15 protein-coding genes and 1 pseudogene are annotated in these 14,678 nt (G+C 29.6%); 8 read left to right on the top strand and 8 right to left on the bottom strand.

Translation table 11 applies throughout. The annotated features are described in order from the left end of the window. Positions 1-109: 109 nt before the first annotated feature. From T369_RS09585 to T369_RS0101320, 3 genes and pseudogenes are all read right to left on the bottom strand, one after another. On the bottom strand, positions 110-322 hold the full coding sequence (locus T369_RS09585; RefSeq protein ID WP_411431472.1) for an immunoglobulin-like domain-containing protein: 213 nt from the start codon (positions 320-322) through the stop codon (positions 110-112). Positions 323-337: 15 nt separating this feature from the next. Further along, positions 338-655, bottom strand: a pseudogene (locus tag T369_RS08825) (YuzB family protein); the annotation flags it as partial. An 83-nt stretch (positions 656-738) separates the two neighbouring features. Then, the gene (locus T369_RS0101320; RefSeq protein ID WP_031550721.1) at positions 739-1,395 is read right to left on the bottom strand and encodes a TIGR01906 family membrane protein; all 657 of its coding nucleotides are present in this window, start codon (positions 1,393-1,395) and stop codon (positions 739-741) included. Positions 1,396-1,605: 210 nt separating this feature from the next. On the opposite strand from T369_RS0101320, the gene treR reads away from it, so the two are divergent. The 7 genes from treR (at position 1,606) to T369_RS0101285 (ending at position 8,641) form a co-directional block, all read left to right on the top strand. Beyond that, complete coding sequence (gene treR / locus T369_RS0101315) at positions 1,606-2,331, top strand: trehalose operon repressor (RefSeq protein ID WP_006363618.1); 726 nt, start codon at positions 1,606-1,608, stop codon at positions 2,329-2,331. Positions 2,332-2,613: 282 nt separating this feature from the next. Continuing rightward, positions 2,614-2,994: a class Ib ribonucleoside-diphosphate reductase assembly flavoprotein NrdI gene (gene nrdI / locus T369_RS0101310; RefSeq protein ID WP_006363617.1), complete on the top strand. Its 381-nt coding sequence runs from the start codon at positions 2,614-2,616 to the stop codon at positions 2,992-2,994. Beyond that, entirely contained in the window at positions 2,981-5,071 is a 2,091-nt protein-coding gene (nrdE, locus tag T369_RS0101305; protein WP_031550717.1) for a class 1b ribonucleoside-diphosphate reductase subunit alpha, read from the top strand. Before nrdI ends, nrdE begins: the two co-directional genes overlap by 14 nt. 24 nt (positions 5,072-5,095) lie before the next feature. After that, positions 5,096-6,064 carry a class 1b ribonucleoside-diphosphate reductase subunit beta gene (nrdF, locus tag T369_RS0101300; RefSeq protein ID WP_006363615.1) on the top strand — a complete coding sequence of 323 codons (969 nt, stop codon included), beginning with the start codon at positions 5,096-5,098 and terminating at the stop codon, positions 6,062-6,064. A 13-nt stretch (positions 6,065-6,077) separates the two neighbouring features. Next, a complete protein-coding gene (locus T369_RS0101295; RefSeq protein ID WP_031550714.1) occupies positions 6,078-6,641 on the top strand; it encodes a histidine phosphatase family protein in 564 nt (187 codons plus the stop codon). Positions 6,642-6,738: 97 nt separating this feature from the next. After that, positions 6,739-7,302: a histidine phosphatase family protein gene (locus T369_RS0101290; protein ID WP_031550711.1), complete on the top strand. Its 564-nt coding sequence runs from the start codon at positions 6,739-6,741 to the stop codon at positions 7,300-7,302. 421 nt (positions 7,303-7,723) lie between these two features. Further along, a complete protein-coding gene (locus tag T369_RS0101285; protein WP_031550709.1) occupies positions 7,724-8,641 on the top strand; it encodes a homoserine O-succinyltransferase in 918 nt (305 codons plus the stop codon). A gap of 63 nt (positions 8,642-8,704) precedes the next feature. Here T369_RS0101285 and T369_RS0101280 read toward each other — a convergent pair whose 3' ends face one another. Genes T369_RS0101280 through efeO form a run of 5 tightly spaced genes read right to left on the bottom strand, consistent with a single transcriptional unit; the run spans position 8,705 to position 13,421 of the window. Then, on the bottom strand, positions 8,705-8,905 hold the full coding sequence (locus T369_RS0101280; protein WP_006363611.1) for a twin-arginine translocase TatA/TatE family subunit: 201 nt from the start codon (positions 8,903-8,905) through the stop codon (positions 8,705-8,707). Position 8,906: 1 nt separating this feature from the next. Then, a complete protein-coding gene (tatC, locus tag T369_RS0101275) occupies positions 8,907-9,617 on the bottom strand; it encodes a twin-arginine translocase subunit TatC (protein WP_031550704.1) in 711 nt (236 codons plus the stop codon). Positions 9,618-9,627: 10 nt separating this feature from the next. Further along, on the bottom strand, positions 9,628-11,334 hold the full coding sequence (locus tag T369_RS0101270) for an FTR1 family iron permease (RefSeq protein WP_233417870.1): 1,707 nt from the start codon (positions 11,332-11,334) through the stop codon (positions 9,628-9,630). After that, positions 11,303-12,538, bottom strand: coding sequence for an iron uptake transporter deferrochelatase/peroxidase subunit (efeB, locus tag T369_RS0101265; protein ID WP_031550698.1), 1,236 nt, complete (start codon positions 12,536-12,538; stop codon positions 11,303-11,305). Before efeB ends, T369_RS0101270 begins: the two co-directional genes overlap by 32 nt. A 1-nt stretch (position 12,539) precedes the next feature. Continuing rightward, the gene (gene efeO, locus T369_RS0101260) at positions 12,540-13,421 is read right to left on the bottom strand and encodes an iron uptake system protein EfeO (RefSeq protein ID WP_031550695.1); all 882 of its coding nucleotides are present in this window, start codon (positions 13,419-13,421) and stop codon (positions 12,540-12,542) included. A 336-nt stretch (positions 13,422-13,757) separates the two neighbouring features. On the opposite strand from efeO, the gene T369_RS0101255 reads away from it, so the two are divergent. Continuing rightward, positions 13,758-14,678: a helix-turn-helix transcriptional regulator gene (locus T369_RS0101255; RefSeq protein WP_051618951.1), complete on the top strand. Its 921-nt coding sequence runs from the start codon at positions 13,758-13,760 to the stop codon at positions 14,676-14,678.

The raw sequence follows: 14,678 nt of genomic DNA, 5'->3' as shown, positions 1-14,678 counted from the left end.
TTATATGAGATAGAGTAGGATAAAGTGTAATAAGATATTCTTTATTTATTTAGAAAATTAAAAAAATAAGGAGAGTTTAGAGTTTTTATTTAATCTCTCCTTTGAAGTGTTATTCAGTAACTGTAATAGTTCTAGTTCTTTTATGTTCTTTTCCGTCTATCTCTACTTTGTAAACAGCCTCATAAGTACCTGGAGTATTTTTGTCAAAGTTAGTCTCTATAACAAGATTTTCTAAATAAGATTGTCCCGCTTTTCTAGCAATAACTCCTTCTTTACTAATATCAACATCTTCTCCAACTTTAACAGTAACATTTTCTGGAATGATAAAATAGAAAGTACGTTGTAGGCGTCGTTCAAGACGTTTTCTATATTTTTCTTCATCTTCAGCACTCATACGATCACGAAGTTTTTCATCAACTAGAGGCATTAATTCTACTTCAGTATCAGCAATACAGATTCTACTATTTACTAAGGTAAAAGTTTGTGTTCTTCCAGGTCCACAATAAGATTGGCATCCTATAATAAATTCTGCGTTTGGTGCTTTTTTCTTAAGTTTAGGAATTAATGTTTTTAAGTTTACTCCTAAACAATCATCACATAGTCTAAATGTTACTTTGTCTTCGGTAATAACATTTTTATCTTTATTTTCTGCCATTGTATTTCCTTTCTTATGTTTTCTTCCTTTATGATAGAAACAATTATATCATATCATAAAAACAAATTAAATTTTTAAAGCTATTATTTTGTTAGTTTTTTTCTTATAACAATATTACTAGTAAATAATAAGATAAATAGTATTAAGATGTAAATTATTATTTTTGTAATAAGACTTATAAAAAATTCTTCTGGTACCATTTTTATTAAATTAGACTCATTTGGGCTTAATAACCATAAATCATTTGAAAAAAGAGTAGTATGAAACTTAATCCAAAAAGAATTAAAATTATAAGCTATAACTGCAGAAAGCCCACCAACTAGGACTATAAATAGCAGCAAGACTTTATTAAAGATTTTAGTAATATATAGTAAAGATTTTCCTCGTAAAATTAAAATAATTATTATAGTAGATAGAATAAATGTGATAAAACAGTAAATCATAATGCTATGACTAAAAGTATATAAATTTTGAACATCTACCATATGTAAAATATCTTTCTCGGAAAACCAGTCTGTATTTAGTTGTTCTTTTTTATTTAAGTAATTCAATAGGTTTTGTGTATTATTTATTAAGTTATCACTTGAAGTATCTATGTAATTTGCTATGTTTTCCTTTTGGTAGAATTCTTTATAGAAGTTTATGTCGAAACAAACATAAAAAATCACAGCTAAAATAGAGCTGATAAATAATGAAAAGCATTGAATTATTATTAAAAATGTTGTAAAAAATTTTTTCATAGAGTAACCTCCAATGCATATTATACCATAAATATGCATAATTAGTATTAGAAAAAGAATAGAAGAGATAAGACGTTTAAGGATTTTGGTTTACATATTTACATTTTTTAACAAATTATTTCCTAAAAATAAAGAATTTGAGTAAAAAGTAGTTGTAATTACAGTAATTTGTGTTAAAATAATGGTATAATCAACTATTTGGGGGGAATCATGAATAAGTTTTTTAAGATCTATTTAGAGTTAAAAGAAAAAATTGAAAACAAACAATATAGATCTAATAGTTTGCTACCTAGTGAAAATGATTTAGCCAGAGAGTATGGTGTATCTAGGGAAACTATTAGAAAGGCTTTATTACTATTACTAGAGAATGGTTATATTCATAAAATTCAAGGCAAGGGTTCAATCGTCCTAGATGTTCACAGATATAGAATGCCTGTAACTGGTATTTTGAGCTTCAAAGAACGACATGAATTTTTAAATAATGAAATAGAGACTAGGGTAATAGAAAATAAAGAAATTGACGCACCTGAATTTTTAATCAAACAAGGTTTGTTAAAAAGAGGTGAGAAGGTTATTTATTTGGTACGCCAAAGAATAATTGATGGCGAAGCAGTAATCTTAGATAAAGATTATATTAAAAAGAATATAATAGAAGAACTTCCTACAGAAAAAGTAAAAGAATCGTTATATAATTATTTAGAGAACGATTTAGGGATTAAAATTTCTTATGGAAACAAAGATTTTAAAATAGAGCCTGTAAATGATGAGGATGTTAAATATATCGATTTAAATGGACATAATCATATTGCTGTTTTAAGAAGTGATATTTATACAGAAGGAACAGATTTCCTTCATTATAATGAAAGTCGCCATAGAGTTGATAAATTTTATTTTTCAGAGTTTGCAAGAAGAACAAATGACAAATCAAATAACTAATAATTAATAAAGGTATAAGAGTGTACAAAATTTATACATTCTTATACCTTTATTTTACTTTAAAAAATAATTTTCAAAATTTATTTATATTTTAAAATAAAAAAACAATAGAATTCGCTACTATAAAGGTTAAAAAAGGTAAGAACTTTTTACAAATATTTTGATTGGAAAAAAGTCGATGTTTCCTGTTGAAAAAATATATATTTAAGTGTATAATAATTACTAAGTTAGAAATTTCCGGGAAATAATCCGGAAATATTTTTTGTGGGAGAGTGAGGAAAAGTGAAAGTAATAGTATTTTCATTAACAGGAAATTGTAAAAGATTCATAGACATGTGTAAGATACCAGAAGAAGATGTTATAGATTTATGGGAAATAGATTACGATGTTGATTTCGATTATATACTAATTACACCTACTATTGGTTTTGGAAAAGTTCCAGAAGATGTTGAAAGATTTTTAGAGAAAAATAATAAACATTTAAAAGGTGTAGTAGGCAGTGGAAATAAAAATTGGGGTAATAGATTTGCAAAAGCTGCAGATACTATTAGTGAACAGTATGAAGTTCCGCTTCTTATGAAAATTGAATTACATGGAAATACAAAAGACTTAATAAAATTTAAGAAAATTTATTTGGAGAGTGTGAAAAATGGAAAAATTTAACCATATAGAATTAAATAATGAAGTTACAAAGCGTGGAGATAATGGATTTTTCAGATTAGAAAAAGATCAAGAAGCTATTGCTGAGTTTCTTCGTGAAGTAGACTATAAAACAGTAAAGTTTAGTTCTGAAATTAAGAGATTAAGATACTTAGTAGAAGAAAACTACTATTATAATATTTTTGATAAATATATTGAAGATGAGATTGTTGAATGTTTAGAACTTGCAGCTAATTATAAATTTGAGTTCAAAAGTTATATGGCAGCAAGTAAGTTCTATAAAGACTATGCATTAAAAACAAATGATAAAAAACAATATTTAGAAAACTATAATCAACACGTTTTTATAGTAGCTATGTATTTAGCAGATGGAAATGTTTCTTTAGCTAAAGAACTTATGATTTCTATGTTAGAGCAACGTGTTCAACCAGCGACTCCAACTTTCCTAAACTCTGGAAGAAGTCGTCGTGGAGAATTAGTATCTTGTTTCTTATTAGAAGTAGGAGATTCACTAAATTCTATAAACTACATTGATTCTACAGCAAAACAACTTTCTAAAATTGGTGGAGGGGTAGCGATAAACTTATCTAAACTTCGTGCACGTGGAGAAAGTATTAAAGGAATTAAAGGTGTAGCTAAAGGGGTTATTCCTGTAGCTAAATCTTTAGAACAAGGTTTTGCATATGCAGATCAACTTGGACAACGTCCTGGGGCTGGAGCTGTGTACTTAAACATCTTCCACTATGATGTATTAGAATTTTTAGATACTAAAAAAGTTAACGCCGATGAAGAATTACGTTTACCAACTATTTCTACTGGTATTATCGTTCCATCATTATTCTTTGATTTAGCACGTGAGAATAAAGATTTCTATATGTTTGGACCTCATTCAATCTATGAAGAGTACGGTCTAGTATTAGATGATATAGATTTAGCGAAATATTATGACGAATTTGTTGCTAATGAGAACATTATGAAACGTAAATATAATGCTCGTGATATGCTGAACTTAATAGCACAAACACAATTACAATCAGGATACCCATACTTAATGTTTAAAGATAATGCTAATAAAAACCATGCACTTCGTGAAATTGGTCAAGTTAAGATGAGTAACTTATGTACAGAGATTTTTCAATTACAAGAAACTTCTGTAATTAAAGATTACGGTGAAGGAGATATTATTAAACGTGATATTTCTTGTAACTTAGCATCATTAAACATTGTTAATGTAATGGAAAGTAAAAAAGTTAAAGAATCTATTTACTCAGGTATGGATGCCTTAACATTTGTAAGTGATTCTACAAAAATTAAAAATGCACCTGGTGTAGTAAAAGCTAACGAAGAGTTCCACTCAGTTGGTCTTGGGGCGATGAACCTTAATGGATATTTAGCTAAAAACTGTATAGCATATGATGGTGAAGAAGCGAAAGATTTTGCTAATGTCTTCTTTATGATGATGAACTACTATACTTTAGAACGTTCAATGCAAATAGCAAAACAAAGAGGACAAAGCTTCAAAGACTTTGAAAAATCTGATTACTATAACGGAAGTTATTTTGCTAAATATATCGAAAAAGATTACTTACCAAAATCAGATAAAGTAAAAGAATTATTTGAAGGGATTTATATTCCTACTAAAGAAGATTGGCACAGTTTAAAAAATAGAATTAAAGAGAACGGATTATACCATGCGTACAGAATGGCTATAGCTCCAACTCAAAGTATTTCTTATGTTCAAAACTCAACATCAAGTGTGTTACCGATTGTTGATAAAATCGAACGTAGAACTTACGGAAATGCTGAAACATTCTATCCAATGCCATACTTAAGTCCAAAAACACAATGGTACTACAAATCAGCATTCACAATGGATCAAATGAAACTCATTGACTTAATGTCAGTAATCCAAGAACACGTAGACCAAGGTATTTCTGTAATATTATATGTAAATTCAGATATTACTACTAGAGAACTTGCTAGATATTATATCTACGCACACCACAAAGGATTAAAATCACTGTATTACACTAGAAACAAACTTCTTTCAGTAGAAGAATGTACTTCATGTGCGATATAGAAAAGAGAGGAAATTTTATAAAAAATGAAAGCAGTAAACTGGAATAAACAAGATGACTTAACATTTATGTATTGGCGTCAAAACATTGCTCAGTTTTGGGTAGATACAGAATTTAAAGTTTCTAAAGATATTAAAAGCTGGAATGAAGATTTAAATGATAAAGAGCGTGATGCTTATAAAAAAGTATTAGCAGGGTTAACAGGTCTTGATACTCAACAAGGTGATAAAGGTATGCCATTAGTATCTCTTCACACAGAAGATATGAGAAAACAGGCTGTATATAGCTTTATGGGTATGATGGAACAAATGCATGCTAAGAGTTATTCAACAATTTTCACATCATTAATTCCAAGTAAAGAAACAGACTATTTACTAGATGAATGGGTTCCAAATAATGCGGAACTACAATATAAAGCAAACCTTATTGAAAGTTACTACATGAAACTATTTAAGCCAGAAGTAAAAACTTACGATTTATACATGGCTAGAGTAGCATCAGTATTCTTAGAAAGTTACATTTTCTATAGTGGATTCTTCTATCCATTATACTTAGCTGGACAAGGTAAAGTAACAACTTCAGGTGAGATTATCCGTAAAATCTTACTTGACGAAACTATCCACGGAAGTTTTACAGGGTTTGATGCACAAGAAATCTTCAAAACATTAACTAAAGAAGAACAAGAAAAAGCTAAAAAAGAAATGTATAAATTATTATTAGATTTATATGAAAATGAGCTTAAATATACTCAAGATATTTATGGAGAAATTGGGTTATACGATGAAGTTAAAGATTATGTTGAATACAATGCAAACCGTGCATTAGCTAACTTAGGTTACCCAGGATACTTTGAAGATAAAGATATTAACCCAATTATTGAAAATGCGATGAATACATCAACTAAAAACCATGACTTCTTTAGTGTTAAAGGTGATGGATACGTAGTAAGTATGAACGTTGAATCAATTGAGGATGAAGATTTTATCTTCGAATAGGAAGAAATATATTATGAAAATATTATTAGTAAGACATGGTGAAACAGATTTTAATAAAAATAAAAAAATCCAAGGGCACACTGATATTCCGTTAAATGAAACGGGAGAAAACCAAGCGATAAATGCAGGATCAAAGATATCTAAGTATGATGTAGATGCTGCATTTAGCAGTCCTTTAAAAAGAGCAAAACAAACGGCTAGATTAATGCTAGATAACTCTAAAAATAGTGGCAATAAAGAATTAGAAATTATTACTGATGATAGATTAATAGAAAAGTATTTTGGAGATTTTGAAGGAAGTACTTTTGAAGAATACTTTTCTGCATTAGAATCAGGAGAAGGATTAGAAACTGTTGAACTTGAGGAGAGGGTATATAAAAGAGCGTCTGAGTTTTTTATTAATCAATATGATGAATACAAAGGAAAAACAATTTTTGTAGTATGTCATGGGGCGCTGATTCGTATATTTTTACGAACTTTAGGCTTATACCCACATAATGAAATGATAAATAATACATCATTAAATATAGTAAATTTTGATGGTCAGGAATTTACATTAGAAGAATTTAATATTTAACAGATATAAAATAAAGTAGTTTAGAAATATTCTACTTTATTTTTTTCTATATGTATTTTATAATAGTGTGTATAAAAAAATAGAAAGAGAGATACATATGCGCATAATTTTAGCACGTCACGGAGAGACAGATTATAATAAAAATAAAAAAGTTCAAGGTCATAGTGACATACCATTAAATGAAGAAGGAATTCGTCAAGGTAAGGAAGCAGGTAAAAAACTTGAAGGACATGAGATTGATGTTGCATATAGCAGTACGTTAGAGCGTGCATTTGATACAGCAAGATATATGTTAGATAATTCTAACAGTGAAAATAATAAAAACTTGTCTGTTATTAAAGACAAACGTTTAATAGAAAAATCATATGGTGGCTATGAAGGAGTTTCATTTGCAGAGTACGGGGCAGGTCTTAAAGCTGGAGAAACTCGTGGGATGGAATTAGATACTGAAGCTGCAGATAGAGTAGAGGAGTTCTTTAAAGAAAAATATAACGAGCATCCAGATAAAACTATATTAGCAGTATGTCATGGTGGATTAATTAGATCATTTTTAACACAAAAAGGAATTAAAGAGGTTTCTAGAGGAGTAATAATTAATACTTCAGTAAGTGTCTTAGACTATGATGGAGAGAAATTTACATTAGTAGAATTTAATAAATAATAATAAGAGTATGACTGCAGCAAGTAGTCATACTTTTTATATTTAAAGTTAAAACTAGACAATTATTTTGTAATAAATTATTGACAAAAAGTAATAAATTAATTATACTATAAGTAATTTAATAGAATTGAACAAAGAAAAGATAAGTAAATTAATTTAATATTAAAACAGAGAACTTTCGGTTGGTGTGAGAAAGTAAAATATTGTTTATTTGAAAATGGTCTTGGAGTTATAGTTATCTAATAGGTAACTACGTCTGTGTACGATATAACACAATGGTATGAACACGTACCAATTAAGGTAAATAATTGCGAGATTATTTATAAAAATGGGTGGTAACACGATTATAGTCGTCCCTACTGTATCAAGGATATAGTAGGGGCGTTTTTTTATTATGAATGACTTTAGGAGGAGCAGAATTATGCCAATATGTATACAAAATGATTTACCAGTAAAAAACACGTTATTAGAAGAGGGAGTAATAGTAATTGAAGAAAATAGAGCGAAAAACCAAGATATTCGACCATTAAGAATCCTTATTTTAAATTTAATGCCTAAAAAAGAAGAAACAGAAAGACAATTACTTAGATTATTAGGAAACTCTCCTATCCAAATTAAAGTAGAGTTTTTACATGTAGCGACACATCAAGCTAAAAATACAGCTAACTCATATTTGAAAAAATTCTATACTACTTTTGATCAAATTAAAGATAATTTCTATGATGCTTTAATAATAACTGGAGCGCCAATAGAGCATCTAGAATTTGAAGAAGTGAATTATTGGAAAGAATTACAGTCTATTTTTGAGTGGAGCAAGACGCATGTATTTTCAACTTTAAATATTTGTTGGGCAGCTCAAGCAAGCTTATATCATCATTTTGGAATAAAAAAAGAGCAGGTTGATGGAAAGATTTTTGGTGTATTCGAACACGATGTACTAATAGAAAATCATTCATTAACACGTGGTTTTACGGATAGCTTTTTAGCGCCACATTCTAGACATACGAAAATCGAAGAAGAAAAATTATCAACTATTCCTGAATTAGATGTATTGGCAAAATCTGAAGATGTGGGTACATTTTTATTAGCAACAAAAGACTTAAGAAAAATATTTATAACAGGACATATAGAGTATGAGGCAGATACACTTCAAAATGAATATTTAAGAGATAAAAATAGTAATCTTCCTATAGAAGTACCATATAACTATTATCCAAATGATGATGATACAAAAACACCTCAAAATACTTGGCGTGGAGTGGCATACCTGTTTTACCATAACTGGATAAATCAAGTTTATCAATTGACTCCTTATGATTTAAAAGAATTAGCAAAATAAATCCCTTAAAAGTAAAAGAAGTAGTTTTTTATTAGTTAATATTACTAATAAAAAACTACTTCTTTATTTATTTTCTTTTTCATTTTCATTTTTATCAGAAGACGATTCATCATCAGTTAATCCAGATATTGATTTTTTAAATGATGTAAACATTTTTCCGATTGATTCACCTAATTCTGGTAGTCGTTTAGGCCCGAAGATAAGAAGTGCAGCAAGAACTAACACTATAACTCCAGGAGCTCCTATATCACGTAAGAATCCCATTCTAGTCACCTCTTTTTTTATAAATATACTTACTTATTAAAACACTTAATTCATATATAAGAATAAGTGGAATAGACATTACTATATCACTAATAAAATCTGCTGGGGTAATAACTACAGCAACAAATATTAAAATAAAGTAGGCATAACGTCTATTACGTATTAAAAATAGTGGTGTAATAATACCGATTGATGTTAGAAATGCAATAATTACTGGAAATTCAAATAAAATTGCAATAGGAATCGTAGTATTAATTACAAAAGATAAGTAATTTTGGGCAGTTAATTGAGTATTAAATAAATCATCACCAATAGAAAGTAATACATTTAGAATTGCTGGTGTTACAAGAAAGAAACCAAATGCTAATCCTAAAGAAAAACAAATAAATACTGCAGGAATATATGCTAATAATGCGCGTGCTTCTCTTTCTTCTAGTCCAGGTTTAATAAATGCCCATATTTGATAGCAGGTAAATGGAATAGTAAATGTTATTGCGCAAATTCCTGCTAAAGTAAGATATATCCATAGTATATCATTAGGTCCTAAAACAATCAACTTATGATTAAATTTACTTGTTAAAAATTTATATATATCAGATGACCAAATTAAACTAACTACGAAGGAGATGATAAAAAATATTAAACAATATATCATTCTCCTTCTTAGTTCAGTTAAATGATCAACGGTAGATACTTTATCGCCGTATTTCATATTTTAACACCTATTTATGTTTTGATTTTTCATATATCATGCTAAGAATAACTATTATCATGTATACTATTTGTGAAATTACTACTTCATAGCTTGGATAGATACCTAGCCATTCAATTGTTGGCATATGATCAATTATATGATTTGATAACATATCTGTAATTTGTAATGCGTGGATACTAACTCCTAACATCTTAAATCCAAGAATATAGATTAACCATGATAACACTAGGAACACTTTACTAATAGGTAATTTTCCAGATGCTTTCATCATAGCGAAACCTAGAATGACAAGTGCAACTATTGCTAATCCAATTCCAATAAGTAGGTTAGATGTAGTAATTAATGGCATAATACCTGCGTAGAAAAGTATTGTTTCAGCACCTTCACGGAATACTGCAAGGAAACTTAGAGCAAACATTGAGACAAAACTTCCTGTTGATAAGACAACATTTAATTTTTTATCCATATAATCTTTCCATGCCTTAACCGAAGATTTACTATGCAGCCAAATACCAATACCAATCATCATTATAACAGCAAAAATACCAACAACACCTTCTATTATCTCTCTGTTAGTACCAGAAGATAGAGCAGGGAATGAGTATTTTAGTACTACTGCAGCTAAGATACTTGCTAAAATACCAGCGATAGCTCCAGCATAAACCCAAACAAGACCTTTACGTTGTTTTGCTGCTCTTAGAGCACTAGCAAGTGATAGCACGATTACTAATGCTTCAACACCCTCACGTAGTAGGATTAACATAGAATCAATAGCATTATAGTTTGATTTTGTATCGATTTTTGATAATTCAGCTATTAAATCTTTAAGTTGATCTTGGTATTTTTGTTCGTTACCTTTAACCATAATTATAGGAGTTTCACTCTCAACTTTAGTATAAAGTGAAGCATTTCTAGTACGAACATCACCTTCAATAACTGGCCATACCTCGATAAATTTCTTCATTTTTTGAGAACCTTGGGCTTTATCACCAGAAACAAAAGCATTATAACTTTCTTCTAATAATTTAATCCCTTGATCCAAAGTTTTTACATCTGAATTTTGTTCAAGTTTTTTTCCAGCTAAGAAATCATCTAGATGTTTTTTTAAGTCAGATAGATACATTTTTGTAGTTTGGTAATCATAAGGCTCGACTTCCATAGAACTACGTAAAAATGACATTGTTGTTTCGATTTTTCCATAGTAAGCCGGTTCAACAGATCTTACGATTCCTTCATTACGAACCCAAGCAGCGTTATATTTAACGTACTCAGCTTTCATTGTTTCTACATCTTTAGTATCAATAGCTTTTTCAAGCTTATCAAAAGAAGGATAAAGTTTTGTTTTAAAAGCTTTTTTTTCTGCCTCAATATCTATAGGATTTTGTTCTGTTTCAAAAGCAAGAAGAGCAGTAGATAATTCTCTTAACTGATCCTCATCTAGATTTTCAGAAAGGGCAGTTTTCTTAACTCTTTTACCCGCCTCTGAATCTGAATTTTTTGTAGCATTAAATTCATTTCTGAATTCTTCAATTAATTTTTTTGCTTTGTCCTTATCATTATTTTTAAGGGCAGTATTAGCATCTGTAATTTTAATAAATAAATCACTATAAGATTCTTTAGCAATAGCTGTATGAGCTAAAGGTATAAAAGAAGTGAAAATAATAACAAATGTTATTAAAATTTTACTCAAATAATTTTTGACCAATATATTCACCTTCCTTTACACCACCGAAGCATGCGAATAGTCCACTACCTATATGTGTGATGTATTCATTCATTTTATCTTCATTACCTAAACTGTTTTGAATTGTAATGAATTGCTGAGGATCCTTTTGGAATGCTATAAATAATAGACCAGATTCAAATTGACCAGTTGTATCATTAATACCATCAGCGTATGAGTAAGAACGTCGCAGTAATTCAACTCCAGTTTTATGAGCTAGATGTACATGAGAGTCTTCAGGAATATATAGTTTTCCATCAGGACCTTTTTTCTCTAAGTCTACAGTAGCGAATTCGTCTTTTTCACCAAGAGGAGCACCGCTATCTTTATATCTACCAAACGTATGTTCTTGTTCATTTAAGTTTGTTCTATCCCATGTTTCAAGGTGCATTTGGATACGACGAACAGCCATGTAGCTTCCACCTTTCATCCAGTTATCTTTGTCACACCAAACTATATTATTAAATTGATCTTCTTTTGTTGCATTAGCTGTACCATCTTTAAAACCAAATAGGTTTCTTGGTGTCTCTTTTCTATTTCCAATAGCAGCGAAGCCAGATTGACTCCACTTCATAGTCACAGTAGAGCGAGCTTTACGAATTAAGTTTCTCACAGCATGGAACGCCACTTGCTCATCATCAGCACATGCTTGGATACAAATATCTCCACCAGTATACCTTTCTTTTAGTTGTTCTCGAGCAAAAGGAGGTAGGTCTTTAAATTCAGCAAGACCTTTATTCTCTAATTTCATTTTTTTCAAGAAACTAGGACTAATTCCAAAGGTAAGAGTTAAACGATAGGGGTTAAGTCCTACCGTTTCTCCTGTGTCTTTTGGTGGTAAGTAATGGTTTTTAAGAGCAGGCTCAACAAGTTCACCATTAACAAGTTTTTCGCTATATTGAGTCCATTCTTTAAACATGTTTATAACATCTTCACGATTTGTTGAATGAAGATCTAATACAACAAAATAGATATTTTTTTGCATTAACGTAGTGATTCCAGCTTGGTGTTCACCGTAAAAAGTGATTTTTTCATCACCATCAGCAATTTCACGCTGATTTTCTGCTTTGTTTGCAAAGAAACCTCCTATTGCAGATGCCCCTACAACGGCACCAGCACTAGTCATACCAGCTTTTTTTAGGAAATCACGACGCGTTATTTTTTTGTCAGTCCAATTATTACCATTTTTAGCCATATTACTTAGCCTCTTCGTCTAAAATAACACCCATTTGTGATAATGGCTCACCTAATTTAGTAACAGCTTCAGAAAGTTCTTTAGTGTTTTCTTTTGATAGGTCAGTGTATAGTTTGTAGTTTTTATCATCAGTTTTGTATTTGTCTAATAAACCGTTGATAGTAGCAAATTTTTCTTCTAAGTCTTTAGCTAATTTACTATCTTTTTTCTCAATTAAAGGTTTAAAGATTTTGAAGATTTCTTCAGCACCTTCGATATTAGCTTTGAAGTCGTATAAGTCAGTGTGTGAGTAAACTTCTTCTTCACCAGTTATTTTTTGTGTTGCAACTTCGTTTAGTAAGTCTACAGCTCCAGTAACCATTAAGTCTGGTGTTACTTCTACAGTAGCAACTTTAGCTTTTAATTCTTTAACGTCTTTAACTAATTGTTCTGCATATTCTTCAGTACCTTTAGTTGTATTTTGTTCCCACATAATTTTTTCGATTCTGTGGAATCCTCTCCAACCTTCTTCAGTTTTATTTTCTTCTAAGTAATCAGCAAGACGGAAATCGATATTTACGTCTAATTCTCCAAAGCTTTCTGCGATTGGCTCAGAACGTTCATAAGCCATACGAATAAGTGGATATTGTTTTTTAGCTTCGTCTAGTTTACCAGCTTTTAAAGTCTCAGCAAATTTCTCAGTATCTTTTAATAGATTATCTACTTGACCTTCAACATATTTTTTGTAAGCTTCAGTAGCCTGTTTTAACTGATCTTTAGTGCTTTTAGAAGTATCAACTTGTTCAGTCTTATTTTCTTCTTTCTTTTGTTCAGTTTTGGCAGAGCAACCGCTAATAACTAATGCCCCTGTCATAATTGCTAGGAATAATTTAGATTTTTTCATATGTAATAAATACTCGCTTTCTATAAATTCTTCTACTTTAAATTATAATCATTATCAATTACAATGTAAAGCGATATGAGAAAAAATAATAAAATTATAAAAAAAATTACAGTATGACTAAAATTTTTATAGATAAATTAATAATTGTGAAAAATATTTGACTAAAAAATAGTAATTAATAATTTAAGACAAAATATGTCCAAGTAGTTTGATATTCTGTATTTAAAGGAGATGATTCGAATATATATAATGTAAAAATATTATTGAAATTAAAAACTATTTACATTATAATAGAAAGTGCTTACAACTAATAGAGAGTAAAGGAAGGTGGAGGTTTTGAAAAAGGACAAGGCTTTTAGAGCGCTAGAAATATATGATAGGTTTAGGAGAGGAGAAAAGTTATTAAAAGAAAATTTGGCTACTGAATATGGTGTATCGTTAAAAACTATTCAAAGAGATATTGAAGAATTAAGATATTATCTTTATGAGAAAAGGAATGAAATAGGCGAGTTTGAAATTAAAGTAGAGAATAAACATTATGTCTATAAAGCTGTATCGGATAGTGATAATACTCTAACTCAAAAAGAAATTTTAGCCGTTAGTAAAATATTACTTGAGAGTAGGGCTCTGACAAAAAATGAGATGGTTCCTTTAATTAAAAAGTTCCAAAATCAGTTAAGTCATAAAAGTAAAAAAGAAGTGGATGATTTAATTTTAGACGAACTTCATCACTACATTGAACTACAACACGGAAAAGAATTATTAGAGATTCTGTGGGATTTATCAATAGCTATCAGAGAGAAAAAGCTAATAACATTTGATTATAGTCGTATGGATAAGAAACAAACTAAAAAGGAAGTCAAACCTGCGGCAATAATGTTCTCAGAATACTATTTTTATCTTATATCATATGGCTTAAATGTGGAAGAAGATATGCCGTTGGTATTTAGAGTTGATAGAATAAGAAATATAAAATATAGAGATGAAAGATTCTATATTCCATATAAAGATAGATTTGAAGATGGAGAATTTAGAAAAAGAATCCAGTTTATGTATTCAGGAAAATTAAAGAAATTCACCTTTGAATTTAGTGGTCCATCATTAGAGGCTGTATTGGATAGGTTGCCTACTGCTAAAGTAATAAAAACTCAAGATAAGACACATACTATAACTGCAGAGTGTTATGGAGATGGGATAAAAATGTGGCTAAATAGCCAAGGAGATAATGTAAAAATAATAGAAGAAAGGGAGGTGTAG

The organism is Gemella sanguinis ATCC 700632 (assembly GCF_000701685.1).
Lineage (GTDB): Bacteria > Bacillota > Bacilli > Staphylococcales > Gemellaceae > Gemella > Gemella sanguinis.
Note: the sequence above shows the minus strand (reverse complement) of the source record. Positions and strands in the feature narration are given on the sequence as shown.